Annotated in this window: 26 protein-coding genes; 17 read left to right on the forward strand and 9 right to left on the reverse strand. The window is 65.5% G+C overall.

The features are described from left to right. The first annotated feature begins 22 nt into the window (after positions 1 to 22). The 12 genes from DEF76_RS09025 (at position 23) to DEF76_RS09080 (ending at position 13,059) form a co-directional block, all read left to right on the forward strand. Complete coding sequence (locus tag DEF76_RS09025) at positions 23 to 1,315, forward strand: YeaH/YhbH family protein (protein WP_114912057.1); 1,293 nt, start codon at positions 23 to 25, stop codon at positions 1,313 to 1,315. Then, on the forward strand, positions 1,312 to 2,853 hold the full coding sequence (locus DEF76_RS09030) for a SpoVR family protein (RefSeq protein WP_240319184.1): 1,542 nt from the start codon (positions 1,312 to 1,314) through the stop codon (positions 2,851 to 2,853). The genes DEF76_RS09025 and DEF76_RS09030 overlap by 4 nt, the downstream gene beginning before the upstream one ends. 102 nt (positions 2,854 to 2,955) lie before the next feature. After that, positions 2,956 to 4,125, forward strand: a complete 1,170-nt coding sequence (locus DEF76_RS09035) for an acetyl-CoA acetyltransferase (protein ID WP_114912058.1) — start codon at positions 2,956 to 2,958, stop codon at positions 4,123 to 4,125. Positions 4,126 to 4,328: 203 nt separating this feature from the next. Continuing rightward, positions 4,329 to 6,113, forward strand: a complete 1,785-nt coding sequence (locus DEF76_RS09040; protein WP_114913773.1) for an IlvD/Edd family dehydratase — start codon at positions 4,329 to 4,331, stop codon at positions 6,111 to 6,113. 83 nt (positions 6,114 to 6,196) lie between these two features. Next, positions 6,197 to 6,763 (forward strand): cysteine hydrolase family protein, encoded by a 567-nt coding sequence (locus DEF76_RS09045; protein ID WP_240319186.1) that lies wholly within the window; start codon positions 6,197 to 6,199, stop codon positions 6,761 to 6,763. A 12-nt stretch (positions 6,764 to 6,775) separates the two neighbouring features. Beyond that, positions 6,776 to 7,525, forward strand: a complete 750-nt coding sequence (locus DEF76_RS09050; RefSeq protein ID WP_114912060.1) for an SDR family oxidoreductase — start codon at positions 6,776 to 6,778, stop codon at positions 7,523 to 7,525. Between the two features lie 18 nt (positions 7,526 to 7,543). Next, positions 7,544 to 8,746, forward strand: coding sequence for a 3-oxoadipyl-CoA thiolase (gene pcaF / locus DEF76_RS09055; RefSeq protein WP_114912061.1), 1,203 nt, complete (start codon positions 7,544 to 7,546; stop codon positions 8,744 to 8,746). A gap of 103 nt (positions 8,747 to 8,849) precedes the next feature. Next, positions 8,850 to 9,281 carry a succinate dehydrogenase, cytochrome b556 subunit gene (gene sdhC, locus DEF76_RS09060; RefSeq protein ID WP_114912062.1) on the forward strand — a complete coding sequence of 144 codons (432 nt, stop codon included), beginning with the start codon at positions 8,850 to 8,852 and terminating at the stop codon, positions 9,279 to 9,281. Between the two features lie 25 nt (positions 9,282 to 9,306). Next, on the forward strand, positions 9,307 to 9,684 hold the full coding sequence (gene sdhD / locus DEF76_RS09065; protein WP_114912063.1) for a succinate dehydrogenase, hydrophobic membrane anchor protein: 378 nt from the start codon (positions 9,307 to 9,309) through the stop codon (positions 9,682 to 9,684). A gap of 70 nt (positions 9,685 to 9,754) precedes the next feature. Continuing rightward, positions 9,755 to 11,566, forward strand: coding sequence for a succinate dehydrogenase flavoprotein subunit (sdhA, locus tag DEF76_RS09070; protein ID WP_114912064.1), 1,812 nt, complete (start codon positions 9,755 to 9,757; stop codon positions 11,564 to 11,566). Between the two features lie 19 nt (positions 11,567 to 11,585). Beyond that, positions 11,586 to 12,368 carry a succinate dehydrogenase iron-sulfur subunit gene (locus tag DEF76_RS09075; protein ID WP_114912065.1) on the forward strand — a complete coding sequence of 261 codons (783 nt, stop codon included), beginning with the start codon at positions 11,586 to 11,588 and terminating at the stop codon, positions 12,366 to 12,368. Positions 12,369 to 12,396: 28 nt separating this feature from the next. Further along, entirely contained in the window at positions 12,397 to 13,059 is a 663-nt protein-coding gene (locus DEF76_RS09080; protein ID WP_114912066.1) for a tyrosine-protein phosphatase, read from the forward strand. On the opposite strand, the gene DEF76_RS09085 is transcribed toward DEF76_RS09080, so the two are convergent. Beyond that, positions 13,031 to 14,359 carry an MFS transporter gene (locus tag DEF76_RS09085; protein ID WP_114912067.1) on the reverse strand — a complete coding sequence of 443 codons (1,329 nt, stop codon included), beginning with the start codon at positions 14,357 to 14,359 and terminating at the stop codon, positions 13,031 to 13,033. The genes DEF76_RS09080 and DEF76_RS09085 overlap by 29 nt on opposite strands. Positions 14,360 to 14,543: 184 nt before the next feature. On the opposite strand from DEF76_RS09085, the gene DEF76_RS09090 reads away from it, so the two are divergent. The 4 genes from DEF76_RS09090 to holA all read left to right on the forward strand — a co-directional run bounded on the left by DEF76_RS09090 (position 14,544) and on the right by holA (position 19,389). Beyond that, complete coding sequence (locus DEF76_RS09090; protein ID WP_114912068.1) at positions 14,544 to 15,059, forward strand: GNAT family N-acetyltransferase; 516 nt, start codon at positions 14,544 to 14,546, stop codon at positions 15,057 to 15,059. 88 nt (positions 15,060 to 15,147) lie between these two features. Beyond that, a complete protein-coding gene (gene leuS, locus DEF76_RS09095) occupies positions 15,148 to 17,754 on the forward strand; it encodes a leucine--tRNA ligase (protein WP_114912069.1) in 2,607 nt (868 codons plus the stop codon). A 22-nt stretch (positions 17,755 to 17,776) separates the two neighbouring features. Next, positions 17,777 to 18,346 (forward strand): LPS assembly lipoprotein LptE, encoded by a 570-nt coding sequence (lptE, locus tag DEF76_RS09100; protein ID WP_162800573.1) that lies wholly within the window; start codon positions 17,777 to 17,779, stop codon positions 18,344 to 18,346. After that, positions 18,343 to 19,389 carry a DNA polymerase III subunit delta gene (gene holA / locus DEF76_RS09105; protein WP_114912071.1) on the forward strand — a complete coding sequence of 349 codons (1,047 nt, stop codon included), beginning with the start codon at positions 18,343 to 18,345 and terminating at the stop codon, positions 19,387 to 19,389. The genes lptE and holA overlap by 4 nt, the downstream gene beginning before the upstream one ends. A gap of 12 nt (positions 19,390 to 19,401) precedes the next feature. Here the strand turns inward: holA and hisA are convergent, their stop codons facing one another. From hisA to DEF76_RS09140, 7 genes are all read right to left on the reverse strand, one after another. Next, positions 19,402 to 20,163, reverse strand: coding sequence for a 1-(5-phosphoribosyl)-5-[(5-phosphoribosylamino)methylideneamino]imidazole-4-carboxamide isomerase (gene hisA / locus DEF76_RS09110; protein WP_114912072.1), 762 nt, complete (start codon positions 20,161 to 20,163; stop codon positions 19,402 to 19,404). Beyond that, a complete protein-coding gene (locus DEF76_RS09115) occupies positions 20,160 to 20,708 on the reverse strand; it encodes a GNAT family N-acetyltransferase (RefSeq protein ID WP_114912073.1) in 549 nt (182 codons plus the stop codon). Before DEF76_RS09115 ends, hisA begins: the two co-directional genes overlap by 4 nt. Next, complete coding sequence (gene hisH / locus DEF76_RS09120; RefSeq protein WP_114912074.1) at positions 20,705 to 21,352, reverse strand: imidazole glycerol phosphate synthase subunit HisH; 648 nt, start codon at positions 21,350 to 21,352, stop codon at positions 20,705 to 20,707. The genes DEF76_RS09115 and hisH overlap by 4 nt, the downstream gene beginning before the upstream one ends. Next, the gene (locus tag DEF76_RS09125; RefSeq protein WP_114912075.1) at positions 21,349 to 21,729 is read right to left on the reverse strand and encodes a DUF2628 domain-containing protein; all 381 of its coding nucleotides are present in this window, start codon (positions 21,727 to 21,729) and stop codon (positions 21,349 to 21,351) included. Before DEF76_RS09125 ends, hisH begins: the two co-directional genes overlap by 4 nt. Beyond that, positions 21,726 to 22,316: an imidazoleglycerol-phosphate dehydratase HisB gene (gene hisB, locus DEF76_RS09130; RefSeq protein WP_114912076.1), complete on the reverse strand. Its 591-nt coding sequence runs from the start codon at positions 22,314 to 22,316 to the stop codon at positions 21,726 to 21,728. Before hisB ends, DEF76_RS09125 begins: the two co-directional genes overlap by 4 nt. A gap of 72 nt (positions 22,317 to 22,388) precedes the next feature. Next, positions 22,389 to 23,234, reverse strand: coding sequence for a fumarylacetoacetate hydrolase family protein (locus DEF76_RS09135; RefSeq protein WP_114912077.1), 846 nt, complete (start codon positions 23,232 to 23,234; stop codon positions 22,389 to 22,391). 228 nt (positions 23,235 to 23,462) lie between these two features. Beyond that, complete coding sequence (locus tag DEF76_RS09140; protein WP_205216155.1) at positions 23,463 to 24,251, reverse strand: tetratricopeptide repeat protein; 789 nt, start codon at positions 24,249 to 24,251, stop codon at positions 23,463 to 23,465. A 92-nt stretch (positions 24,252 to 24,343) separates the two neighbouring features. On the opposite strand from DEF76_RS09140, the gene DEF76_RS09145 reads away from it, so the two are divergent. Further along, entirely contained in the window at positions 24,344 to 25,228 is an 885-nt protein-coding gene (locus tag DEF76_RS09145) for an SDR family oxidoreductase (protein ID WP_114912079.1), read from the forward strand. On the opposite strand, the gene DEF76_RS09150 is transcribed toward DEF76_RS09145, so the two are convergent. Continuing rightward, a complete protein-coding gene (locus DEF76_RS09150; RefSeq protein ID WP_114912080.1) occupies positions 25,157 to 25,915 on the reverse strand; it encodes an alpha/beta hydrolase in 759 nt (252 codons plus the stop codon). The two genes, DEF76_RS09145 and DEF76_RS09150, sit on opposite strands and share 72 nt — an antisense overlap. Positions 25,916 to 25,993 lie beyond the last annotated feature (78 nt).

Below are 25,993 nucleotides of genomic sequence, written 5' to 3' on the forward strand. Positions count from 1 at the left end.
AAGCAGGAAGGCGGAACGGCGCGTGAACATCATCGACAGACGGCTCAATCCCAAGGGCAAGAGTCTCGCCAACCGGCAGCGGTTTCTTCGTCGTGCCAGAAAGCAGATTCTCGATGCCGTTCGCGAAGCGTCGGCGCGCGAGGGCATCACCGGGCCGAGCAATCATCGCATCCGCATCAAGGCGGACACGCTGCGCGAGCCGCGTCTTTATCAATCCGGGCAGGGCGGCGAGCGCTGGCATGTCGCGCCGGGCAATAAGGAGTATGTCGAGGGTGATCGTATCCCACGGCCGCCGCAGAGCGAAGGCGGCGGCCGTGGAGGCTCTCCCGACGGCGACAGCGAGGACGCGTTCCACTTCGTTCTCAGCCGTGACGAATTCATTGACCTTTTTCTTGAAGACTTGGAACTTCCCGATCTTTTGCGCAAGGAGTTGCGTGACACCGAAGGCGCGACGCCGCGGCGCGCCGGCTTTCAGATCAGCGGCGCCGCCGCCAATCTCAATCTCGTCCGCACCATGCGCAACAGCCTCTCGCGTCGGATCGCGCTCCGCCGCCCGCGTCCCGAGGAAATCGCTGCGCGCGAGGAAGAGCTTGCGCGTTTGCGCGTCGCGGGCGACACGGATCCCGAAACCCTGGCGCAGCTCGCGGCCGAACTCGAGGCCGAGCGCCGCCGCGCGCGCCGCGTGCCATTCATCGATCCCGTAGATGTGCGCTACAACCGTTTCGAGGACGTGCCGCGCCCTGCGGTGAGCGCTGTCATGTTCTGCCTCATGGATGTCTCGGGTTCGATGACGGCGCATATGAAGGATCTTGCCAAGCGCTTCTACAAATTGCTCTATCTCTTTCTCAGCCGGCGCTACAAGCGGGTCGAGATTGTGTTTATCCGTCACACCCATGTTGCCCGCGAAGTCGATGAGGAGACGTTTTTTTCCTCGACCGAATCCGGCGGCACCGTGGTTTCGACCGCGCTCGAGGAAATGGCGCGGGTGTTGCGCGCGCGCTATCCGCGCGAGCAGTGGAACATCTACGCGGCGCAAGCGTCGGATGGTGACAACATGCCGGCGGATAATCCGCATGCCGTCGCCCTGCTCGAAAAGGTGATCTTGCCGGCATGTCAGTATTTCGCCTATCTCGAGGTCGGCCCGGAGGACGAGCGCTATGGCGGCGCAACCGAACTCTGGCGCGCTTATCAGCGTCTCGGGCAATCCGGCCAGCCGATCGCGATGCGCAAAGTCAATCATCGCAGCCAGATCTACCCGGTTTTCCGACAGCTTTTCTCGCGCGATAAAGCGACACGCAGGGAGGGGGTAGGGTGACCCACCAGTTGGCCGATCGATTTCGTATTTCATCGGGATCGGACTGGACTTTCTCCGACCTGCGTCGCACGCACGACTTAATCGCGGAGATCGCGCGGGGAGAGCTTGGTCTCGATACCTATCCGAGCCAGATCGAGGTCATCACCTCGGAGCAGATGCTCGATGCCTATTCGTCGATCGGCTTGCCGTTGATGTATCGGCATTGGTCGTTCGGCAAGCGGTTTGCGCGCGATGAGGCGCTCTATCGTCACGGCTATAGTAGCCTCGCCTATGAAATCGTCATCAATTCCAATCCCTGCATCGTCTATGTCATGGAGGAAAACTCCATGGCGATGCAGGCCCTGGTGATGGCGCATGCCGCCTTCGGGCACAATCATTTCTTCAAGAACAATTCGCTGTTCCGGCAATGGACCGACGCTGGCGGTATTCTCGATTACATGGAGTTTGCCAAAAGCTACATCGCCCGTTGCGAGGAGAAATACGGCGAGGTAGCGGTGGAGCGTGTGCTCGACGCCGCGCATGCGCTGATGATGCAGGGCGTGAGCCGTTATCCCCGCCGGCGTGGTTTCGACCTCGCCGACGAGGCGCGGCGCGAAGCCGAACGGCGGGAGGAGGAAGAGCGCACTTTCAACGATCTCTGGCGCACACTTCCGGAAGGTCGGTCGCCGCGCATTCTCCATCCCGAGCTGGCCGAACGGCAGCGCTTACTCGGCCTCCCTGAGGAAAACATTCTCTATTTCTTGGAAAAAAAGGCGCCGCGCCTGAAACCCTGGCAGCGTGAGATCCTCCGCATCGTCCGCCACATCGCGCAGTATTTCTATCCGCAGAAGCAGACCAAGATGATGAACGAGGGCTGCGCCACCTTCGTCCATTACCACATCATGAACCGCCTCCACGAACAAGGGGTGCTCGATGACGGCGGCATGCTGGAATTTCTCCACTCTCATACGAGCGTCGTCTTTCAACCCGATTTCGATGATCCGCGCTTTTCCGGTCTCAACCCGTATGCCCTCGGCTTCGCGATGATGCAGGACATCGCCCGCATCACCACCGCACCGACCGAGGAGGACCGGCTCTGGTTCCCCGATATTGCCGGCAATGGGGATCCCTACGCAACGCTCCGCGAGGCTTGGGTCGCGTACCGTGATGAAAGCTTCATCCGTCAGTTTTTGAGCCCGTCCTTGATCCGTAAGATGAAGCTCTTTTCCGTCCATGACGATGGCCGTTCCGATCTCGTCGTCGAGGCGATCCATGACGAGCGCGGCTATCGTGCGGTGCGGGCGGCGCTTGCCGATTCCTTCGATGTCATCAAGCATGAGCCGGAGATCGAGATTGTCGATGTCGATCTCGACGGTGATCGGCGGTTGCTTTTGCAAAATCGGGTGCATCACGGGGTCATGCTGGAGGGCGAGGATGCCGAGCGTGTCCTCGATCACCTCGCGTTTCTGTGGGGCTATGAGGTTAGTCTGGTCGAGATCGACGCCGTGAGTGGCAAAGTGCTCCGCAGCTTTGATGCCGGCCCGCCCGATCCGCCCTGAGGCAAGCGCCGGGGGACGCGCGAGCCGCCCGGCGCAGGTTTCCTTCCCCGCGTTCTTGCGCTAGTATCGGAGGCAAAGCAACGCTGGGGAAGGATTGCGGTGATGACGGAAGCTTGCATCGTCGGGTGGGTGCATTCACCCTTTGGCAAATTGGAGGAAAGCGACGTCGAGGGCCTGTTTGCCCGCGTCGCGGGTGCGGCGATCGCCGATGCCGGGATCGCGCCTGCGGAGATCGACGCGGTGTTCGTCGGGCTCTTCAATAACGGCTTTTCTGCGCAGGATTTTCCTTCCTCGCTGGTTTTCCAGGCGGTGCCCGAGCTTCGTTTCAAGCCGGCGACGCGCTATGAAAATGCCTGCGCCACCGGCTCCGCCGCGGTGCATGGCGCGCGGGATTTTCTCGCCTCCGGCCGCGGCCGTTTCGCGCTCGTCGTCGGCGCCGAGAAAATGACCGCAACCCCCGGCCCAGAGGTCGGCGATATCCTGCTCAAAGCGAGCTATCGCCGCGAGGAAGCGGAGATTCCGGCGGGATTTGCCGGTGTTTTCGGCCGCATCGCTGAGCGCTATTTTCAACGTTTCGGCGATCAGTCGGATGCGTTGGCGGCGATCGCCGCGAAAAACCACAAAAACGGCGTCGATAATCCGTTCGCGCAGATGCGTAAGGATCTCGGATTCGCGTTCTGCCGCGCGGTGAGCGAGAAAAATCCTTATGTCGCGCCGCCGCTCAAGCGCACCGATTGTTCCCTCGTGTCCGATGGCGCCGCCGCTCTGGTGCTGACCGACGAGGAGACCGCCCGCGCCATGGCCAAAGCGGTGCGGTTTCGCGCGACCGCCCAGGTCAATGATTTCCTGCCGCTGTCGCGCCGCGATATCGTTTTGTTCGAGGGGGCGGCGCTCGCCTGGCAGCAGGCGTTGGCGCAAGCCGGGATCGATGTCTGGGATCTCTCTTTCGTTGAAACCCATGATTGCTTCACCATCGCCGAATTGATCGAATACGAAGCGATGGGTCTTGCCGCCCCGGGTCAGGGTGCCCGTATCGCGCTCGAGGGCGTAACCGCGGCGGATGGAAAATTGCCGGTGAACCGCTCCGGCGGCCTCAAAGCCAAGGGCCACCCGATCGGTGCGACCGGCGTTTCCATGCACGCGCTGGCAGCGATGCAACTCACCGGCGCGGCCGGCGCGATGCAGCTTCCCCGCGCCGATCTTGGCGCGGTGTTCAACATGGGCGGGGCTGCGGTCGCGAATTATGTCTCGATTCTCGAGCCGCTGAAGTAGGGCAAAGAAATCCTCCGGCTGGCCCCCGGAAAGACCTCCCTTGCGGCAAAAGCGGATGGCGGCAAGGGTCGGATGATGCGTTCCTCGGGAGCCTCATCGGAGGGGGAGCACCCGGTTCCCCTGTCCCGGGGCCGCGCCTCTGTTCATCCGCCGCGCGGGGTGGCAGAGTGCCGGCCTTCGCGGAATCCGGGAGAGAAATGGCCATGACAGACAATGGATCGCGGCGCTTGCGCAGCCGGCGGTGGTTCGATGACCCGCATGATCCGGGGATGACGGCGCTCTATGTCGAGCGCTATCTCAATTTCGGCTTAACGCGCGAAGAACTGCAATCGGGCAAGCCGATCATCGGCATCGCTCAGACCGGCTCCGACCTCTCGCCCTGCAACCGCCATCACCTTGATCTTGCGTCCCGCGTCAAAGATGGCATTCGCGAGGCCGGCGGCGTGCCGCTCGAATTTCCGCTGCACCCGATCCAAGAGACCGGCAAGCGCCCGACCGCGGCGCTCGATCGCAATCTCGCCTATCTCGGCCTCGTTGAGGTGCTGCACGGCTATCCGCTCGATGGCGTCGTCCTCACCACCGGCTGCGACAAGACGACGCCGGCCTGCTTGATGGGGGCGGCGACGGTGAACATCCCGGCGATCGTGCTCTCTGGCGGGCCGATGCTCGATGGCTGGTGGCAGGGGCGGCTTTCCGGCTCGGGCACCATCGTCTGGGAGGGGCGAAAGCTCTACGCCGAGGGCAAGATCGATTACAATCAGTTCATGGACATGGTGGCGTCGTCCGCGCCCTCGGTCGGGCATTGCAATACCATGGGCACGGCGACCTCGATGAACAGTCTCGCCGAGGCGCTTGGCATGTCGCTCCCCGGCTGTGCCGCGATCCCGGGCCCCTATCGTGAGCGCGGGCAGATGGCCTATGAGACCGGGCGGCGGATCGTTGCCATGGTGCATGAGAATCTCCGCCCCTCCGATATTATGACCAAAGCGGCGTTCGAGAACGCGGTGGTCGCGGCGGCGGCACTCGGCGCCTCATCCAATTGCCCGATCCACATGATCGCGATCGCGCGCCACATGGGCGTCGAGCACACGCTCGATGACTGGCAGCGTCTGGGGCCGGAGATTCCGCTGCTCGTCGATTGTCAGCCCGCCGGGCGCTTCCTCGGCGAGGCATTTCACCGCGCCGGCGGCGTGCCGGCGGTGATGAGGGAGCTGCTCGCCGCCGGCAAGCTCGACGGCTCGGTGATGACGGTGACGGGGCGGACGCTCGCCGAGAATCTTGCCTCCGTGCCCGAGCCCGATCGCGAGGTGATCCGGGCCTATGACAAGCCGCTTCGCGAGCGCGCCGGATATGTCGTGATGTCCGGCAATCTCTTCGAGAGCGCGGTGATGAAGACCAGCGTGATCGACGCTGCCTTCCGCCGCCGCTTCCTCTCCGACCCCGCCCACCCGGACGTGTTCGAGGGCAAGGCGATCATCTTCGAGGGGCCGGAGGATTATCACGCCCGGATCGAGGATCCGGCGCTCGGCGTGGACGAGCATTCGATCCTGATTATTCGCAATTGCGGCCCGGTTGGGTATCCGGGCAGCGCCGAGGTGGTGAACATGCAGCCGCCGGCAGCCCTTCTGAAGCGCGGCATCGATGCGCTGCCGACGATGGGCGACGGGCGGCAATCGGGCACGTCCGGCAGCCCCTCGATCCTCAACGTGACGCCGGAGGCGGCGGTCGGCGGCGGGCTCGCGCTGTTACGCAGCGGCGATCGCATCCGTGTCGATCTCACCAAGCGTCGCGTCGATGTTCTGCTCGATGACGGCGAACTCGCCGCCCGCCGCGCCGCCTGGAGCCCGCCCAAGCTCGACAACAAGACGCCGTGGGAGGAGATTTATCGAAGCATGGTCGGCCAGCTCGGCACCGGGGCGTGCCTGGAGCCCGCGACACTTTATCTCGATATCATCACGACGCGCGGCGAATCGCGCAATAACCACTGAGAGCGGCGGGCGATCAAGCCGAGGTAATCTCATCGGGTAGACAACCAACTATGAATGAACCGAATATCCTCGCGAAAAGTGAGATGGCACTTCTGGTCATCGATGTGCAGCATGGATTTGATGAGATCGAAGCGAGTGGTCTTGGTCGAAACAATCCTGGCGCTTTGATGGAAATCGGTCGACTGCTGACAGCGTTCCGGGCGTGGAAAAAGCCGATTTTCCATATTCGGCACGAGGGAACAGCGCCAAATTCGTTTTTTTGTCCGGGTAGTCGAGGCTTTGCGGTTAAAGCGGAGGCGCGCGAACTGCCTGGGGAGCCAGTGATCGTCAAACGGGTCAATAGCGCATTCATCGGCACCGATCTCGAAGCCCGGCTTCGTGCGGCGGGCATCGGGACGCTTGTGATCTGCGGGGCAACAACCAATCACTGTGTCGAGACGACAACCCGGATGGCAGGCAATCTGGGATTCGATCCATGGCTGGTGCGAGACGCGACCTGGACATTCGACCGTATCGGCCCGGACGGCGACCGTCATCCGGCCGCCGACGTTCATGCGATGACGCTTGCCAACCTGCACCAAGAGTTCGCACGAATTGTAACGACATCGGATATCATCACGACGCGCGGCGAATCGCGCAATAACCACTAAGGAGGCAGAGATATGGCGGGAAGGCTTGCCGGCAAGACCGCGCTCGTGACCGCGGCGGCGCAAGGGATCGGGCGGGCGAGCGCGCTCGCTTTCGCCGACGAGGGAGCGCGGGTGATCGCGACCGACGTCAATGAGGCGAAGCTCGCCGACCTCAAGGCGGGCAATCTCAGCACGAAGCGCCTCGACGTCATGGACCCGGCGGCGATCACCGCGCTCGCGGCTGAAACCGGCGCGATCGATATCCTCTTCAACTGCGCCGGCTTCGTCCATCAAGGCAGTATTCTCGACGCGACCGAGGAGGAATGGCAATTCGCCTTCGACCTCAATGTGCGCTCGATGTTCCGCCTGATCCGCGCTTTCCTGCCCGGGATGCTCGCGCGGGGGGCTGGCTCGATCATCAACATGGCGTCGGCCGTCGGCAGCCTCAAAGGCGCGCCGAATCGCTTCGTTTATGGCGCGAGCAAGGCGGCGGTAGTCGGGATCACCAAATCGGTCGCCGCCGATACCGTCACCCGCGGCGTGCGTTGCAACTGTATCTGCCCCGGCACCATCCAGACGCCGAGCCTCGATGACCGTATCGCCGCCAATGCCGCGCAGGCGGGGTCGGTGGAGGCGGCGCGGGCGGCGTTCGTCGCCCGCCAGGCGATGGGGCGCTTGGGCACACCAGAGGAGATCGCGGCGCTCGCCGTCTATCTCGCCAGCGACGAATCCCGCTTCGTCACTGGCCAGGCGATGGTGATCGACGGCGGTTGGACGATTTGATCGGAGAAGGAAACCGCCATGACCGAGGCTTATATCTGCGATTTCACCCGCACCCCGATCGGCCGCTATGGCGGTGTTTTGCGCGAGGTCCGCACCGATGATCTCGCCGCACAGCCGCTTCGCGTCCTGCGTGAGCGCCATGCGAGCGTGGACTGGGAGGCGGTCGATGAATGCCTAATGGGCTGCGCGAACCAGGCCGGCGAGGATAACCGCAATGTCGCCCGCATGGCGCTGCTGCTCGCTGGGCTTCCGGCAAGCATCGCCGGGGCGACGATCAACCGGCTCTGCGGCTCCGGGTTGGACGCGGTCGGCACGGCGGCGCGCGCCATTCGGACGGGCGAGGCCGATCTCATCATCGCCGGCGGGGTGGAAAGCATGACGCGGGCGCCATTCGTGATGGCCAAGGCGAGCGAGGCGTTTCCACGCCAAGCCGAACTGCACGACACCACGATCGGCTGGCGCTTCGTCAACCCGGCAATGCGGGCGCAGTACGGCATCGATTCGATGCCGGAGACGGCGGAAAATGTCGCCGAAGAATTCCAGGTCGCGCGCGCCGATCAGGATGCTTTCGCGTGGCGGAGCCAGCAGCGCACGGCGGCGGCGATCGCGAGCGGGTTCTTCAAGCGCGAAATCACCCCGATCACGATCAAGACCCGCAAGGGCGAAGTGGTGGTCGCGGATGATGAGCATCCCCGGCCCGAAACCACGCTGGAGGGGCTTGCCAAGCTCAAGACGCCGTTCCGCAACCCTGGAACCGTGACCGCGGGCAACGCCTCCGGCGTCAATGACGGCGCGGCCGCCTTGCTGCTCGCGTCAGAAAAAGCCGCCGCCCGCCATGGTTTGACGCCGCGGGCGCGGGTGGTCGCGATGGCGACGGCGGGCGTTGCACCGCGCATCATGGGCATCGGCCCGGCGCCGGCGACGGAGAAGCTGCTCGCCCGCCTCGGCCTCAAGATCGGCGACATCGATCTGATCGAGCTCAACGAGGCGTTTGCCGCGCAGGCTTTGGCGGTCACGCGTCAGCTTGGCTTGGCCGACGATGCCGAGCACGTCAATCCGCATGGCGGCGCGATCGCGCTCGGCCATCCGCTCGGCGCTTCCGGGGCGCGGCTCGCGATGACCGCGGTCAATGCACTGGAGACCCGTGGTGCGCGGCGCGCCATCGTCACCATGTGCATTGGCGTCGGCCAGGGGATCGCGGCGCTGATCGAGCGGGTCTGACCCGCCACCCGCCCCGCCGCGTTGACCGGGCGGGGCGCCGGGATTATTGACGAAACCTGTCAGCCGATCAGAGCAGGCTGGTCAGTTCGGGGGATATGAAGGCATGAAGGACGCGCCGAGCGCGTTGAGAATGGCGCGCAACAGCGACGGCAAATGGGTCGAGCGCCCGCTTTCGCCGCATTTGCAGATCTATCGCCCGCAAATCAGCTCCGCGCTTTCGATTTTCCATCGCTTCACCGGGGTCGGGCTCGGGGTCGGCACGCTGCTTTTGGTTTGGTGGCTCGCGGCTGCCGCCGGGAGCGATGCCGACTATGCCCGCGCTGCCGGGTTCATCGGCTCGCCCCTCGGGCTTTTGCTGCTGTTTCTCTGGACCGCGGCGTTGGTCTATCACTTCCTCAACGGCATTCGTCATCTCGCCTGGGATGCCGGGCACGGGTTCGAATTGCCGCAGATGCATGCGAGCGGGAAGTTGGTGGTGATCGCGACCATCGTCCTGACCCTGCTCATCTGGGTCGTCGGCCTGATGGTCTGGTAGGGGAATGAAGGTGAGTAAGACGCACATGATCACGATGCGCTCGCCGCTCGGGCGGGTGCGGGGGCTTGGGTCGGCGAAATCCGGGACCGCGCATTGGTGGGCGCAGCGCTTGACCGCGATCGCGCTGGTGCCGCTCGCGATCTGGTTCGTGTTCGCGGTTCTTGCGCATCTCGGCGCGCCGCGCGAGGCCGTTGCGCATTGGATGGGGCGGCCGATCAACGCGGTTCTGCTGCTCGCGCTGATCATCGCCCTCTTTCATCATCTCCATCTCGGCTTGCAAGTGGTGATCGAGGACTACATCCATACCGAGGCGGCGCGGCTCGCCGTGCTCCTCCTGATGCGGGCGGTGGTGGCGCTTTTGTTCCTGACTGCCCTGATCGCCATTTTGCGGATGGCGCTCTGACCGCCACGGCCGCATGTCAACTGACCGATGAAGAGGGAGTCCGCTGATACGCGGGCTCGAGGACGAAAAAATGAACGCGATTTCGAAGCCTTCGATCGGTGCCTATGACGTTATCGACCACGCTTATGAGGTCATCGTCGTCGGCGCCGGCGGCGCCGGACTGCGGGCAACGCTCGGCATGGGGGCGGCGGGGCTCAAGACCGCCTGCATCACCAAGGTTTTCCCGACCCGCAGCCACACCGTTGCGGCGCAAGGCGGCGTCGCCGCTTCGCTCAGTAATATGAGCGCGGATGACTGGCGTTGGCACATGTATGACACCGTCAAGGGCTCGGATTGGCTCGGCGATCAGGACGCGATCGAATATATGTGCCGCGAGGCGGTGCCGGCGGTCTATGAACTCGAGCATTTCGGCGTCCCGTTCAGCCGCACCGAAGACGGTAAAATTTATCAGCGCCCGTTCGGCGGGCACATGATGGAGTATGGCAAAACCCCGGCGCAACGGGCTTGTGCCGCCGCCGACCGCACCGGCCACGCCATCCTGCACACGCTCTATCAGCAAAGCCTCAAGCACGGCGTCGAGTTTTTCATCGAGTATTTCGCGATCGATCTGATCATGGATGAGGAGGGCGCGTGCCGCGGCGTCCTCGCCTGGTGTCTCGATGACGGCACGATGCATCGCTTCCGCGCCCCGCTCGTCGTGCTCGCGACCGGCGGTTATGGCCGAGCCTTTTTCTCCTGCACCTCCGCCCATACCTGCACCGGCGATGGCGCTGGCATGGTGCTACGCGCCGGGTTGCCGACCCAGGACATGGAATTCGTGCAATTCCACCCAACCGGCATCTTCCCCGCCGGCTGCCTGATCACCGAAGGTGCGCGCGGTGAGGGCGGCTATCTCACCAATGCCGAGGGCGAGCGCTTCATGGAGCGCTATGCGCCGACCGCGAAGGATCTCGCCTCGCGCGATGTCGTGTCCCGCTCGATGACCATCGAAATCAACGAAGGGCGCGGCTGCGGGCCGAATAAGGACCATATCCTGCTGCATCTCGAGCATCTCGGCGCCGAGATCCTGCATCAGCGCCTGCCCGGCATTTCCGAGACCGCGCGGGTGTTTGCCGGCGTTGATGTCACCAAGGCGCCGATCCCGGTGTTGCCAACGGTGCATTACAACATGGGCGGCATCCCGACCAATATTCACGCGGAAGTGCTGCGCCCGACCCAGGATAACCCGGACGCGGTGGTGCCGGGGCTGATGGCGATCGGCGAGGCGGCGTGTGTTTCCGTCCATGGCGCCAATCGGCTTGGCTGCAATTCTCTGCTCGATATCATCGTCTTCGGCCGCGCCGCCGCCCTCCGCGCCGCCGAAATCGTCAAGCCCGGCGCCAAGATCGCGCCCCTTCCGGCACGCGCCGGCGAGGCGGCGCTCGATCGCTTCGATGGCGTCCGCCATGCCAAGGGCGCGACCCGCGTCGCCGAACTGCGCGAGGCGATGCAGCGCACCATGCAAAGCCACGCCGCCGTGTTCCGCACCGCCAAGAGCCTCGCCGAGGGGGTTGCGAAAATGAAAACTCTTTGGGACGGCATGGCGGATATGACCCTCAGCGACCGCAGCCTGATTTGGAACAGCGATCTCATGGAGGCGTTGGAACTGAGCAATCTCATGGGCAACGCGCTTACCACCATCACCAGCGCCGAGGCCCGCCATGAAAGCCGCGGCGCTCACGCCCATGACGATTACCCCGAGCGCGACGATGCCGAGTGGATGAAGCACTCGCTCTCCTGGTGCGATGCCAAGGGCGAAGTCACGCTCGCCTATCGCCCGGTGAAGATGCAGACGCTTTCCAACGAAGTGTCGGTGTTTCCTCCCAAAAAGCGGGTCTATTGAGCACCGAGAGGCAGACAACATGGTCGAATTCGCACTTCCCGCCAATTCCAAGGTCGGCCGGGGAAAGACCCACCCGGCGCCCAGCGGCGCCAAGCGCGCGAAAGAGTTCCGCATCTATCGCTGGAGCCCCGATGACGGCCAAAAGCCGCGCATGGACAGCTACACGATCGATCTCGACCAGTGCGGGCCGATGGTGTTGGACGCGCTGATCAAAATCAAGAACGAGGTCGACAGCTCGCTCACCTTCCGCCGCTCCTGCCGCGAGGGCATTTGCGGCTCCTGCGCGATGAATATCGACGGCACCAATACCCTTGCCTGTCTGAAGCCGATCGATGAGGTGAAAGACGCGGTCCGCATCAATCCGCTGCCGCATATGCCGGTGGTGAAGGATCTGGTACCTGATCTGACAGGGGCCTATGCCCAGTTGCGCAGCATCGAGCCCTGGATGCAGGCCGACACGCCGCCGCCGCCCGATGCCGAGCGGCGCCAGAGCCCGGACGAACGCGCCGCCCTCGATGGCATGTGGGAGTGCATTCTGTGCTTCTGCTGCACGACGAGCTGCCCGAGCTATTGGTGGAACGGCGATCGCTATCTCGGCCCGGCGGTGCTGCTCGCCGCCTATCGCTGGATCGCCGACAGCCGTGACGAGGCCACGGGCAAACGGCTCGACGCCTTGGAAGACCCGTTCAAGCTCTATCGCTGCCACACCATCATGAACTGCACCCAGACCTGCCCCAAGGGCCTCAACCCGGCCAAGGCGATCGGCAAGATCAAGCAATTGCTGGTCGAGCGCCAGGTCTGACCCAACGCGGGGCACAAGGCGGCGGGTGATGTTCGCGGGCGATATCACCGCGCCGCGCCGGCGGCTTGCCGCCTGGGCGGATAGCGTCTTTGTCGATCACGCGTTTTTTCGGATTTTCTGGCATAATTTCGCGACCGTCGCGGAAGGCCGTCTTTATCGCGCCAATCACCCGACGCCGGCCTGGCTCGCCTATGCGGCACGGCGCTATGGCTTGCGCACGGTGATCAATCTTCGCGGCGCGCGGGCTTGCGGCTCGGATGCTTTGACCCGCGATGCCGCCGCGCGGCTCGGCCTTCGCCATATCTACGCCCCGTTCGAGAGCCGCGGTGCCCCGCATCGCGACCGCATCCTCAATCTCGCGGCGATTTTCGCCGAGATGCGCGAGCCGGCGCTGATCCATTGCAAATCCGGCGCCGATCGCGCCGGGCTTGCGGCTGGTCTCTTCATCCTGATCCAAGGCGGCACCTCGGCGCAGGCGCTGGCGCAGCTTTCCTTGCGCTTTCTCCATTTCCGCCACTCGTCGACCGGCATTCTGGATGCGTTTTTCGCGATGTATGCGCGCGAGGGGGAAGGCCGAAAGCCGTTTCTGGACTGGGTGCGCGAGGAGTATCACGAAGACCGTCTGCGCGCCGAATTCCGCCCGCGCCGTTTCGCGAGCCTCCTCAATGACCGGGTGCTGGCGCGCGAATAGGTGCCGCGATGTCATCCTCGCCACGCAGCGCTGCCGCCGTGATCGGCCCCCTGATCACCACGAAATAGGCGATCGCGGAGAAAACGCCGATCGCCGCACCCACCAGAAGGGCCGGGACGAACGAGCCGGTCTTGGTGACGATCAAGGCGGTGACGGTCGGGGCTAGCGCGCCGCCGAGATAGCCGCCGAAATTCTGAATGGCGCCGATCGAGGCGGTATAATTCGGCGGCGCCGCGACGGATGCCATCGCCCAGCAACTGCTCGAGGTCGCATAGCCGAGGAAAACGGCGGCCGAGATGCAGGCGATGGCGACCGTGTTGCTTTCGACCTCGGCGGCGAGAACGGTAAAAAGCGCCATGCCGATGAGGGCGAGCGACATCGGAACTTTGCGCGCGTTGATCGGCGAGAGCCCCAATCGCGCCAGCACATCGACGATCCAACCGCCGAAAATCCCACCGACGACGCCGGCAACCGACGGGATGGCCGCCGCCCAGCCGGTTTTGGCGATCGTCATATGGCGCTCGATTTCGAGATAGCCGGGGAGCCAGGCGGTATAGACCCAGGTGAGATAAATCGTGCCGAAATAGCCGAGAATCATCCCCCAGGTCATGCGAAAGCGAAACAGCCGCCGCCATTCGGCAAACCGCGTCGGCGCGCGCGCACCGGGCGGGTCGCCTTCTGTGACGATCTCGGTTTCCTCGCGTGATAGGAGGACAGTTTCGATATCGCGATAAATCAGATACCAAAGACCGGCGACGACGAGGCCGGCAAATCCCATAATCAGGAACATCCAGCGCCAGCCGAAAGCGAGCATGAGAAAGGTGAGCAGGGGCGCGCCGATGGCGTTGCCGAGGGTCGAGGCGCAATTGAAAATGCCGGTCGCGAGACCACGATTGCGCACCGGAAACCAGTCCTTGACGACGCGCGCGCCGGTCGGAAATTGCGGCGCTTCGCCAAGGCCGAGCAACATGCGGGCGGCGAAAAACTCGCCGAAATTGCGCACAAGCCCGCCCAAAGCCTGCGCGCCCGACCACAAAGCGAGGCCGAGCGACAGCAAAAGCCGTGGCCCGAGGCGATCGACCAAGGCGCCGGCCGGAAGCTGCGCGAAGGCATAGGCCCAAAGAAACGCCGACAGCAGATACCCCATATCGTTGATCGAGAGACCGAGATCATGGCGGACCAAGGGGTTGGCGATCGCCAGCGTCGCGCGGTCGATGTAATTGACGACGCCGCTCAGCACGAGAAGTGTGAGCGCCGCACGCTGCATGAAGCGGATACGAGGCGTCGGGGCGGCGGCCATGGGTCTGTTTCCTCCGAATATTTCGCGCAGCATGCCGGGTCGCGCGCGATCAATCCAGCCCCGTTCAGGCCGGTCTTGCGAGAGGCGCTCGCAAGACGCGCCCCATTGCCAAGCCGCGATCAGGGGGCGCCGCGGCCAACCCCGGTTCTGGTCACGTCCGGCCGCAATCGGCTAATATCAGCGCATGCGCATCCGCACCGCCGCTCTCCCCGACATTCCCGAAATCCAAGCGATCTACGCGCATCACGTGCTCACCGGCACCGGCACTTTCGAGGAGGTCCCGCCCTCGGTCGAGGAGATGGCGGCGCGATTCGCAACCCTGACCGATGCCGGGGCGATTTGGCGGGTTGCCGCGGATGCGACGGGGGTTCTCGGCTATGCTTACGCCGCGCGCTATCACACCCGCTCAGCCTACCGCTTTACCGCCGAAGATAGCGTTTATGTCCGCGATGACCAGCGTGGGCGTGGCGTCGGGCGGGCGTTGCTTGCCGAACTCATCGCCGCCGCGACCGCGGCCGGGTTTCGCCAGATGCTGGCGGTGATCGGCGATTCGGCGAATGTCGGCTCGATTGCGCTCCATCGCGGCGCCGGCTTTGCCGAGGCCGGGCGTTACCGCTCGGTCGGCTATAAATTCGGGCGCTGGCGCGATGTCGTGCTGATGCAGCGCGCGCTCGGCGAGGGCGATACCACGCCGCCCTGAGGCCGGCGCCGGCGCGGGTTGCCGAGAGCGGGCGCTTGGGCATAAAGACGCTCTCGATCTTCCCCTCAAGACGAAAGCGAACCGCGCCTTGGCCTCTCCTGCTCCCGAGCCTCACCGTTACGATTTTGCCGCCGCCGAGCCCCGCTGGCAGCGGGAATGGGCGGCGCGCGGCTGTTTTCATGTCGCCGACTGCCCGGCCGACGGGCGGCGCAAATATTATGTCCTGGAGATGTTTCCCTACCCCTCGGGGCGCATCCATATGGGGCATGTGCGCAACTACACGCTCGGCGATGTGGTGGCGCGGTATCAGCGCGCGCGCGGCGCGGTGGTTCTGCACCCGATGGGCTGGGACGCGTTCGGCCTCCCTGCCGAGAACGCGGCGCGCGAACGCGGCATCCACCCGGCGCGCTGGACCTATGACAATATCGCGACCATGCGCGGCGAATTGCAGCGTATGGGGCTCTCGCTCGACTGGAGCCGCGAATTCGCGACCTGCGATCCGAGCTATTATCGTCATCAACAGGCGCTGTTTCTCGATTTTCTCAAGGCCGGCCTCGTCGAGCGCCGGGAAGCCTGGGTCAACTGGGATCCGATCGATCAGACCGTGCTCGCCAATGAGCAGGTGATCGACGGGCGCGGCTGGCGCTCGGGCGCGCCGGTCGAGAAAAAGCTACTCTCGCAATGGTTTCTCAAGATCACCCGCTTCGCGCCCGATCTCCTCGCGGCCCTCGAGACGCTGGAGCGTTGGCCGGAGCGGGTGCGGGTTATGCAGGAGAAATGGATCGGCCGCAGCGAAGGCGCGCGCGTGCGCTTTCCGCTTACCGAGGCCAAAGCCGATTTCGCCGCGATCGAGGTCTATACCACGCGCCCGGACACGCTTTATGGCATGTCGTTTCTCGCGCTGGCGCCGGAGCATCCGCTGGCCGCGGCGCTTTCCGCCGAAAACCCCGCGATCGCTGCCTTCATCGCCGAATGCCGGCGTCTTGGCACCAGCGAGGCGGTGATCGAGACCGCCGAGAAGCAGGGGTTGGACACCGGCCTTCGCGTCCGCCATCCGTTTCTCCCCGATCAGACATTTCCCGTCTGGATCGCCAATTTCGTGCTCATGGAGTACGGCACCGGCGCGATTTTCGGCTGCCCCGCGCATGATCAGCGCGATCTCGATTTCGCCCGCAAATACCGCCTGCCGGTGCGCCCGGTGGTGCTGCCGCCGGGGGCCGAGGCAGCCTCGTTTGCGATCGGCGATGAGGCCTATGACGGGCCGGGCGCGGTATTCAACTCCGGCTTTCTCGATGGTCTCGCGGCGGATGCGGCCAAACGCGCGGCGATCGAGGCTTTGGCGCGAGGCGGGCACGGCGAGGGCGTCGTCAATTGGCGGCTGCGCGATTGGGGGGTGAGCCGGCAGCGCTATTGGGGCTGCCCGATCCCGGTCATTCATTGCGAGGCCTGCGGCGTGGTGCCGGCGCGGGATCTGCCGGTGCTGCTGCCTGAGGATGTCAGCTTCGACCGGCCCGGCAACCCGCTCGATCATCATCCGACATGGAAACATGTTCCCTGTCCCGATTGCGGTCGCCCGGCGCGGCGCGAGACCGACACGTTCGATACCTTCGTCGACAGCTCCTGGTATTTCGCCCGCTTTTGTAGCCCACGCGCCGAGCGCCCGGTCGATCCCGAAGCGGCGCGGCATTGGCTGCCGGTCGATCAATATATCGGCGGCATCGAGCACGCGATCCTCCATCTCCTCTATTCCCGCTTCTTCACCCGCGCCATGCGTGCGACCGGCCACCTCGCCCTCGATGAGCCGTTCGCCGGCCTCTTCACCCAGGGGATGGTGACGCATGCCAGCTATCGCGGCGCCGATGGCCGCTGGCTTTATCCCGACGAAGTCGAAACCTTCGCCGATGGCAGCGCGCGCCATCGCGACACCGGCGAGGCGGTCAGCGTCGGCCGTGTCGAGGCGATGTCGAAATCGAAGCGCAACACCGTCGATCCCGGCGCGATCATTGCGCGTTACGGCGCCGACACCGCGCGTTGGTTCATCCTCGCCGACAACCCGCCGGAACGCGACATGGAATGGACCGAAAGCGGCGTCCAGGGAGCGTTTCGTTTCATCCAACGACTTTATCGGCTGGTCGCCGAGATCGCGGCCGAGGGCGCGGCGCCAAAGGTGGCATCGGCGAACCTTTCGGCCCCGGCCCGCGCTTTGCGCCAGGCAACCCATCGCGCCATCGCCGCGGTTACCGAGGCGCTGGAAAATTTCGGCTTCAATGTCGCCGTCGCGCGCATCCATCAACTTGCCAACGCGCTCGCCGAAACGCCCGCCGGCGCTGACGCCGATCTCCGCTTCGCCCGGCATGAGGCTGCGGGGACGCTTGCCCGGCTGGTCGCGCCGATGATGCCGCATCTTGCCGAGGAGTTGCAGACCCTTCTCGATCCCGAAGCGCGATTGGTCGCCGAACAGCCCTGGCCGGAAGCGGATCCCGCGCTGCTCGCCCGCGATCAGGTGACGATCGCAGTGCAGGTTCTGGGCAAACTTCGCGGCACCGTGAGCCTGCCGCCGGGAAGCCCCGAGGCCGAGGTGGCGCAGCAGGCGCGGGCCGAGCCCAATGTCGCCAAGGCGCTTGCCGGCCGGCGCGTCGTCAAGCAGATTTTCGTCCCAGACCGGATCATCAATTTCGTCATCGCAGCAGACTGACTGTCTGATGGGGAGAGACGCGATGCAGGATCATGCCCCACCCTTGCTTCTGTCTCGCCGGGCGCTGCTCTCCGCCGCCGCCAGCCTCGCGCCCGCGCTCGCCCTTCCCGGCTGTGGCTTCTCGCCGGTTTACGCGACAACCGCGAACGGCGATCCGGCGCCGGAAGCGGTCGATCTCGCCGCCATCACCATCGGGCGAATCCCCGATCGCTCCGGCCAAGAGCTGAGCGAGGCGCTGCAGGAGCGCTTCAATTACGGCGGCGTCGGCGTCGCCCGGCGCTACGATCTCGACGTCAATTACAGCATCGGCGAGGAGAGCGTCGGCATCCAGCCCGATACTTCGGTCACCTATCAGCGGGTGATCGCGAACGCGACCTGGACATTGCGCGGCCAGGATCCGGCGCATACCGTCATCACCACCGGCAAGGCGCACGCAATCGACGGGTATAATTTCATCGACCAGCAATTTTTCGACTCCACCCTCGAGGACGAAAAAGTCCGCTGGCGTCTTTCGCGCACGATCGCCGACATGATCACCATGGAACTGATCGCCTATTTCAAGCATCACCCGGCCAGCACCGACGCTTCATGAAGCTCGACAGCCGCGCCGCCGCCGCCGTTCTCGCCAATCCCGGGGGCTATCGCGCCGTTCTTCTTCACGGCCCCGATGCCGGGCTGGTGCGCGAGCGCGGCAGCGCGCTGGTGCGCGCCGTGCTTGGCACAGGTGACGACCCGTTCCGTTTCGTAGAATTTGACCGCGAGGGATTCCCGCGGATCCCCGAGGAAATGGCGGCGCTGGCGCTCACCGGCGGGCGGCGCGTGGTGCGGGTGCGAGACGCCGATGATCGCGCCGCGAGCGCCGTTACCGCCGCACTGGCCGGGCCGGGCGAGGCGCTTTTGGTGCTCGAAGCCGGGGAATTGCCAGCGCGCTCCAAGCTTCGCGCCCTGATCGAACGCGCGCAAGACGCTGCCGCCATCGGCTGCTACCCGGAGGAGGGGCGGGCACTGAGCCAGACCATTCGCGCCCGATTGGAAGCACACGGCGTTTCGATCTCTTCCGAGGCCCTGGACTGGCTCACCACCCGGCTCGGTGCCGACCGCATGGCAAGCGCCGCTGAACTCGAAAAGCTCGCGCTCTATGCCGGCACCGGCGGTAAAATCGAGATCGCCGACGCGCAAGCCTGCACGGGCGATCTCGCCGGGCTTTCGCTCGATGACGCGCTGTTTGCCGCGACCGGGGGCGACCTTGCCCGCGCCGATCGCGCTTTGGAGCAGGCTTTGGCGGAAGGCACGGCGCCGGTCGGTGCCGTGCGCGCCGCCCTTCTTCATCTTCAGCGCCTGCACCGGGTGCGGGCGGCGATCGCGGCGGGAACCCCGGACGCGGAGGCGCAACGGAACTTGCGCCCGCCGGTCTTCGTCCGTCGCACCGGGGCATTTTCGGCGGCGCTACGCCTCTGGCCAATCGAGGCGCTGTCGGCCGCCATGGAGAGCTTGTTCGAGGCCGAGCGCGCCTGCAAGCAAACCGGGGCGCCGGCGGAAACGATCTGCCGCAACGCCATCGCAGCACTCGCCCGCCGCGCCGCGCGTTTGGGCAAAGCCAGGAATGGGCTTTATGCCAGCCCGAGGGTCTCTTGACGGGCGACCTTGTCACCCATCCGTGTGGGCGGCGCCGGCCAGCGCCGCAAGCGCCGTTGCGACGTCGAGGCGGCCGTCGTAAAGCGCGCGACCGGCGATAACGCCCTCGATCTGGCCATGTTCGAGGCGCGCTGCGGCGTGGGTCAGGGCGATGAGGTCGTCCACCCCGGCGACCCCGCCGGAGGCGATCACCGGCACGTCGAGCCGGGCGGCGAGCGCCGCGGTCGCCGCGACATTGACACCCGAAAGCATGCCATCGCGGCCGATATCGGTGAAGATGATCGCGGCGATGCCGGCATCCTGGATGCGGCGTGCGAGATCTTCTGCCGTGAGCGTCGAAGTCTCGGCCCAACCCTCGGTCGCAACCAGCCCGTCGCGGGCGTCGATGCCGACGGCGATGCGGCCGGGGAAAGCCCGTGCGGCGTCGCGCACCAGGGCGGGATTCTTGACGGCGGCACTCCCCAGAATGACGCGCGCGATGCCGAGCGAAAGCCAGCGCTCGATCGCCGCGAGATCGCGAATGCCACCGCCGAGCTGCACCGGAACCCGGCTTTCGGCGAGAATCGCGGCGACCGCTTCGGCATTCACCGCGCGGCCGGCAAATGCACCATTGAGGTCGACGACGTGGAGCCAGCGGCAACCCGCCGCCTGAAACGCCCGCGCCGGCGCCACCGGATCCTCGGCATAGACCGTCGCCTCCGCCATCGCGCCGCGCTTCAAGCGCACGCACGCCCCGTCCTTGAGGTCGATCGCCGGATAGAGGGTCAGCGTCATGCGATTTTTCCGCCCGGCTGGAGCAGTTTGTAGAAATAAAACCCGCGCACCGTGCGCCCCTGAATGCGGGCATAGACGGGATGCGTGCCCCAACGCGTATAACCGAGCGATTCATAGAGCCGGATCGCTGCCTCTTGCGTTTCACGCACGTCGAGATTGATGACGTGATAGCCGAGCGCCCGCGCCCCTTCCTCGGCGCGCTCGGTGAGCAGGCGCGCGAGGCCATGGCCACGGGCGTAGGGCGCGATGAAGCTGTGCATCAGGGTCGCGGCGAAAGCCTGTGCCTCGTTGTTGCGCGGCGGGCGCACAAGCTGCGCCGAGCCGACGACGACACCGTCGAGCCGGGCGATGTAAAGCTCGCGTTCCGGCACCAGCAGCAGCCCCTGAAAATAGCGCTCCAGCGCCGCCCGCCCCGGCGGGTTGACCCAGCCGAAGCCGCCGCCCTCGAGGATCGCGGCATCCGCCGCCTCGCACAACGCCGCCAGATCATCCTCGTCGAGCGCGCTCGCGCGCTCGACCAGCAACTCCCGCCGGCGCTCGCTCATGGCTGCCGGGGAGGCTGCCAGCGGAGGAAATTCCCGAGAATGCGCAAGCCGACCTCCTGGCTTTTCTCGACATGGAATTGCGTGCCGGCGCGGTTGCCGGCGGCGACCATGGCGATGACCTCGCCGCCGTAATCGGTGGTCGCCAGAACCTGGTCGCGGCGGGCGCCGGTGAGGGCATAGCTATGCACGAAATAGGCGTGATCGCCGGGAGCGAGCCCGGCGAGCAGTGGGTGCGCGGGCTGGACGAAGGCAAGCCCGTTCCACCCCATCTGCGGCAGGCGCAAGCCTGGCGCCGAGAGCGGCACGATCTCGCCGGCGATCCAGCCGAAACCTGGCGTCACGCTGTGTTCCAAGCCGCGTTCGGCCATCAATTGCATGCCGACGCAAATGCCGAGAAACGGCGCCCCGCGCTCGGTCGCGGCGATGATCGCGGCGCGGAGGCCGGGAATCGCGGCGAGCCCCGCGGCGCAATCGGCGAAAGCACCCTGGCCGGGCAGCACGATGCGATCGGCGCTGGCGACGCGGGCGGGGTCAGCGGTGATCTGCACGTCAGCCGCCATCCCCTCACGTTCGGCGGCAACCGCAAGCGCGCGGGCGGCGGAGGCAAGATTGCCGCTGCCATAATCGATCACCGCGACGTTCATCGCCGGCCGCTCCCGGCGAGGAATGCCGGCGCGAGTTCCGGCCGCGCCGCGAGCAGCCGGGCGCAGGCCTCGAACTCGCCCGTCGCCGCGATCACGGCGCTTTCGCCATAGCCGCGCCAGGCGAGCGCGATGCGGCGCAGATCCTGCCCGAAAAGGCCAAGCAGCCAGCGAAGAGCAAGGGCGAGCGGCCACAACGCCGGCAGCCGCGCGATCGCTGCCGTCACCACGATCTCGGCCGCCACCACCAGCGCAGCGGCGATCCAGGCGCGATGAAAGGCAAGCCAGAGGGGACCAAAGACCATCGCGCCGAGCGAAAACCCTTCCCGCACCAGCACTGGCGCCCGATTTTGGGCGAGATGCGCGGTATAAAATCTCACAGGCTCTCCTTGGTCGAAGGCACCGCCTCGCCGAGCCGCGGATCGCGGGTCAGCGCCATGCGCAGTGCCCGCGCCGTTGCCTTGAAACACGCCTCGGCGAGGTGATGGGTGTTGTGTCCGGCGCGGGCGGTAAGATGGAGCGTGATCCGTGCATTGCCGGCGAGGGCGCGAAAGAATTCCTCGAACAATTCGCTATCCATCTCGCCGACCTTCCCGCGCGGGAAGGTGACGGCGAAGGCGAGATGGGCGCGGCCCGAACAATCGAGCGCCGCCTCGACCAGAGCCTCATCCATCGGCACCAGCGCCTGGCCGAAGCGGGTGAGGCCGCGCTTGTCACCCATCGCCTCGGCCAACGCTGAGCCGAGCACGATCCCGACATCCTCGACGGTATGGTGAAAATCGACATGCAGATCGCCGCGCGCCTGCAGGCGGAGATCGAATAACGCGTGGCGGGCGAGCGCGGTCAGCATATGGTCGAAAAACCCGATGCCGGTCGCGATCTCCGCCCGCCCCGTGCCATCGAGGTCGAGGGTCAGGGCAATCTCGGTCTCCGCCGTGCGGCGGTTCTGGGTGACGATCCGCGACATCGGCGCAGCACTAGCCCGAATACGGGGGGAAATAAAGCGGGCAGGCGCCGCCTGCGCGGCGCCTATCCCATCTCAGGCGGCGATCACGCGCTGACGCTGTTCACCGAGCCCCTCGATGCCGAGGCGCATGGTCTGGCCGGGCTTGAGGAACACTGGCTCCGGCTTGATCCCCATGCCGACGCCAGGCGGCGTTCCGGTCGAGATGATGTCGCCGGGATGGAGCGTCATGAAATGGCTGACATAGCTCACCAGCTTGGCGACGCCGAAGATCATCGTCGCGGTGCTGCCGTTTTGCATCCGCTTGCCATCGACCTCGAGCCAAAGCGCGAGCGCTTGCGGATCGCGCACCTCGTCGCGCGTCACGAGCCAGGGGCCGACCGGGCCGAATGTGTCGCATCCCTTACCTTTGTCCCAGGTGCCGCCGCGCTCGATCTGGTATTCGCGCTCACTGACATCATTGACGATGGTATAGCCGGCGACGTGCTCGAAGGCGGCGCTTTCGGCGACGTAGGACGCGGCTTTGCCGATAACGATGCCGAGTTCGACCTCCCAGTCGGTTTTTTTCGACCCGCGCGGGATTTTCACGTCATCGTTCGGCCCCTGGAAGGCCCCGAGCGATTTCAGGAAGACGATCGGCTCTTTCGGGATCGGCGAGCCGGTTTCGGCGGCGTGATCGGCGTAATTGAGGCCGATGCAGACGAAGTTGAGCGGCCGCGCGACCGGCGCGCCGATTCGCGGCTGGCCGGCAACGAGCGGCAGGGCTTTCCAGTCGAGCGCCCGTAATTTGGCGAGCCCGGCATCGAGCAGCACCGCACCCGCGATGTCGGGAACGACGCCCGAGAGATCGCGAATCCCCCCCTCGGGGTCGAGCATCGCGGGTTTCTCGGCCCCTACCGGGCCGACGCGCAGCAATTTCATTCCAGTCTCCTCCTCATGCAAACACAAATAAGGCAAAAATTTTGCGCCGATCCCCGCGCGAAGGCAATAATGCCGGCAAAAAATTTAAAAAACTTCTTTTTCTGAAGAAAAAGAAGCAAAAAGACTTTCTTCTCGGGTTCTCGGAGTGGGCAGTACCGCAGGCACTACCCAACTGACAAAAGTTTTTTGGTTCTTTTTTTCAAAAAAGAACAAACCACTCTCTCTTATTTACGGCTTTTCCGGCCCGGCATCGAGCAGCGCCAGATTCTGTTCGGCGAGATCGCTCGTCGGGGTATCGGGGGCGAGCGCCATTGCCCGTTCCCAATCCGCCCGGGCGCCGCTCAAATCGCCGAAACGCTGGCGCTGAATGCCGCGTTCCAGCAAGGCATCGGGATTATCGGGGTCGAGAGTCAGCGCCGCCTCCACATTTTCCGCCGCGCGATCGAGTTGGTCGAGTTCCCGCCACGCCGCGGCGCGATAGACCAAGGCGTCGGGCCGCCGCGGATCGAGCGCCAAGGCACGATCGAGATCGACGATCGCATCAGCGTAATGCTCCGCCGTCGCCGCGGCGACCGAGCGATCGATCAACAAATCGGGATCGTCAGGGGCAAGCATCAGCGCCAGCGTCGCCGCGCCATACGCGTGGCCGGCATCGCCGGCCATCAGCCAGGCTTGCACCGCCTGGCCGAGGATCATCGCCCGCGCCGCTGCCGGCGCCGCGCTCTCGGTGCCGAGTTTTTCCAGGATTTCGGCACCGCTCTCGGCATTGCCGAGGGCGATTTCGGCAAGGCCATAGCAATGCGTTGCGCCATCGCCGCCGCCGGTCGCCTCCCAGGCCTCAGCGAAGCCATGCGCGCCGAGCGGATCCTTGGCTAACATCGCGAGGCAATCCTCATAATCCTTACCCGATGCGATGCGTGGCGGCACCGGCGGCACCGGCAGCGCTTCCGCCATGTCCGGCGCGACGGCCGCGCGCATCCGCAAGCCAGCGATGCCACCCGCAATGGCGATCGACAACAGCGCCGCCCCACCCAAGAAGATCAGCCATCGCCGGTCCATGATGGCGCTAATCTAGCCTTTTGCCGGCGCTTCGGGCAAACATCAGAGCCATGACGGAGCGCGCCTCGCTGCTGATTTTCGGCCTCGGCTATTGCGGCCGCGCGGTGGCGGCGCTGGCGCGCGCGGCCGGCTATCGCGTCGCCGGGACGACGCGGGCCGGCGGGCCGGGGGCGCTTCGCTTCGACGATGTGGCCATGCCCCTGGCCGAGGCAACCCATCTCCTGATCACGGCGGCACCGGAAGAAGGCGGCGGCGATCCGGTTCTCGCCCGCTATCGCGCCGAAATTGCCGCGGCGCCGCGTTTGTGCTGGATCGGCTATCTCTCTTCGACCGGGGTCTATGGCGATCGCGGCGGAGAGTGGGTCGATGAGACGACAGCGCCGCGCCCGGCCTCGCCGCGCACCGAGCGCCGGGTCGCCGCCGAGCGCGCGTGGCAGGCGTTCGCTGGCCATTGCGCGGTCGATGTGTTTCGCCTCGCCGGGATTTATGGCCCCGGGCGCTCGGTGTTCGATGATCTCCGCGCCGGGCGGGCACGCCGGATCATCAAGCCCGAGCAGGTGTTCTCGCGTATTCATCGCGACGATATCGCTGATGCCGTCCTCGCCGCGATGACGAACGCCCCGGCGCGCGGCACGCGGGTCTTCAACCTCGCCGATGACGAACCAGCGGCGAGCGCCGCGGTGATCGAGGAGGCGGCGCGTCTTCTCGGCCTTTCGCCGCCGCCGGCCATTCCCTTCGCCGCCGCGGCACCGACGATGAGCGCGATGGCGCTGAGTTTCTGGGCGGAAAATCGTCGCGTTCGGAGCGAGATCAGCAAGGGCGCGCTCGGCCTCGCCTGGCGCTATCCGAGCTATCGCGAGGGTCTAGCTGCCATCCTCGCCGAGGAGACCGCCAAGGGTCGCGCCGAGCAAGGCGAGATCGGCGGGACGCGATAGCCGGTGATCGCCGTCCTTGATCAGGGTGACGGTGACATCGCCGCCGGTGATCCGCTCGGCGAGGCGGAGCGATAATTCCCACGGCACGTCGGGATCGGCCTGGCCGTGCAGGAGGCGGACCGGCGCGGTGAGCGCGATCGGCCCTTCGAGCAAGAGATGGCGGCGACCCTCCTCGATCAGCGCCCGGGTGATGGGCGTCGGCGGCCCGTAGGCGCTCGGCGCCATGATCCGGCCCTCACGCATCAGGGTTTCGCGCGCCGCGAACGGCATCGCGGCCCAAATCAGCGCCTCGGTGAAATCCGGCGCCGCGGCGATGCCGATCAGCCCGGCGAGGCGCGGCGCCCGGGCCAACGCCACCAAAAGCGCGAGCCAACCGCCCATCGAAGAGCCGATCAACAGCAGCGGGCCATCGCTCAGCGCGTCGATGACGTCGAGCGCGTCGTCGCGCCAGCGCCCGATCGTCCCCTCCTCGAAGTGGCCATCACTCGCGCCATGGCCGGAATAGTCGAAACGCAACACCGCTTGGCCGCGCGCGGCGCAGAATGCGGCGACGAAACGCGCCTTCTCGCCCTCCATGTCGCTCGCGAAACCGGGGAGAAACACCACCGTCGGCGCCCGCCCCGCCTGCCGCGCATAGGCGAGCGGCGGCAATCCCGCGCGTTGCAAGCGACCCCGTTCTTCTTTCATGAGATTGCCTCGTTCATCAGGAGTTTCCCAAGGGACCGACGGGGTGAGCATAACACGAAGCCTGCGATTTCACCGCTC

It is taken from the genome of Acidibrevibacterium fodinaquatile (assembly GCF_003352165.1).
GTDB classification, from domain to species: domain Bacteria; phylum Pseudomonadota; class Alphaproteobacteria; order Acetobacterales; family Acetobacteraceae; genus Acidibrevibacterium; species Acidibrevibacterium fodinaquatile.

What these genes read in the sequence shown, in the direction of transcription:
- DEF76_RS09035 (WP_114912058.1), top strand. Translation starts at nt 2,956, where the DNA reads ATGACGGAAGCTTGCATCGTCGGGTGGGTGCATTCACCCTTTGGCAAA.
- DEF76_RS09040 (WP_114913773.1), top strand. Translation starts at nt 4,329, where the DNA reads ATGACAGACAATGGATCGCGGCGCTTGCGCAGCCGGCGGTGGTTCGAT.
- DEF76_RS09045 (WP_240319186.1), top strand. Translation starts at nt 6,197, where the DNA reads ATGGCACTTCTGGTCATCGATGTGCAGCATGGATTTGATGAGATCGAA.
- DEF76_RS09050 (WP_114912060.1), top strand. Translation starts at nt 6,776, where the DNA reads ATGGCGGGAAGGCTTGCCGGCAAGACCGCGCTCGTGACCGCGGCGGCG.
- pcaF (WP_114912061.1), top strand. Translation starts at nt 7,544, where the DNA reads ATGACCGAGGCTTATATCTGCGATTTCACCCGCACCCCGATCGGCCGC.
- sdhC (WP_114912062.1), top strand. Translation starts at nt 8,850, where the DNA reads ATGAAGGACGCGCCGAGCGCGTTGAGAATGGCGCGCAACAGCGACGGC.
- sdhD (WP_114912063.1), top strand. Translation starts at nt 9,307, where the DNA reads ATGATCACGATGCGCTCGCCGCTCGGGCGGGTGCGGGGGCTTGGGTCG.
- sdhA (WP_114912064.1), top strand. Translation starts at nt 9,755, where the DNA reads ATGAACGCGATTTCGAAGCCTTCGATCGGTGCCTATGACGTTATCGAC.
- DEF76_RS09075 (WP_114912065.1), top strand. Translation starts at nt 11,586, where the DNA reads ATGGTCGAATTCGCACTTCCCGCCAATTCCAAGGTCGGCCGGGGAAAG.
- DEF76_RS09080 (WP_114912066.1), top strand. Translation starts at nt 12,397, where the DNA reads ATGTTCGCGGGCGATATCACCGCGCCGCGCCGGCGGCTTGCCGCCTGG.
- DEF76_RS09085 (WP_114912067.1), bottom strand. Translation starts at nt 14,359, where the DNA reads ATGGCCGCCGCCCCGACGCCTCGTATCCGCTTCATGCAGCGTGCGGCG.
- DEF76_RS09090 (WP_114912068.1), top strand. Translation starts at nt 14,544, where the DNA reads ATGCGCATCCGCACCGCCGCTCTCCCCGACATTCCCGAAATCCAAGCG.
- lptE (WP_162800573.1), top strand. Translation starts at nt 17,777, where the DNA reads ATGCAGGATCATGCCCCACCCTTGCTTCTGTCTCGCCGGGCGCTGCTC.
- holA (WP_114912071.1), top strand. Translation starts at nt 18,343, where the DNA reads ATGAAGCTCGACAGCCGCGCCGCCGCCGCCGTTCTCGCCAATCCCGGG.
- hisA (WP_114912072.1), bottom strand. Translation starts at nt 20,163, where the DNA reads ATGACGCTGACCCTCTATCCGGCGATCGACCTCAAGGACGGGGCGTGC.
- DEF76_RS09115 (WP_114912073.1), bottom strand. Translation starts at nt 20,708, where the DNA reads ATGAGCGAGCGCCGGCGGGAGTTGCTGGTCGAGCGCGCGAGCGCGCTC.
- hisH (WP_114912074.1), bottom strand. Translation starts at nt 21,352, where the DNA reads ATGAACGTCGCGGTGATCGATTATGGCAGCGGCAATCTTGCCTCCGCC.
- hisB (WP_114912076.1), bottom strand. Translation starts at nt 22,316, where the DNA reads ATGTCGCGGATCGTCACCCAGAACCGCCGCACGGCGGAGACCGAGATT.
- DEF76_RS09135 (WP_114912077.1), bottom strand. Translation starts at nt 23,234, where the DNA reads ATGAAATTGCTGCGCGTCGGCCCGGTAGGGGCCGAGAAACCCGCGATG.
- DEF76_RS09145 (WP_114912079.1), top strand. Translation starts at nt 24,344, where the DNA reads ATGACGGAGCGCGCCTCGCTGCTGATTTTCGGCCTCGGCTATTGCGGC.
- DEF76_RS09150 (WP_114912080.1), bottom strand. Translation starts at nt 25,915, where the DNA reads ATGAAAGAAGAACGGGGTCGCTTGCAACGCGCGGGATTGCCGCCGCTC.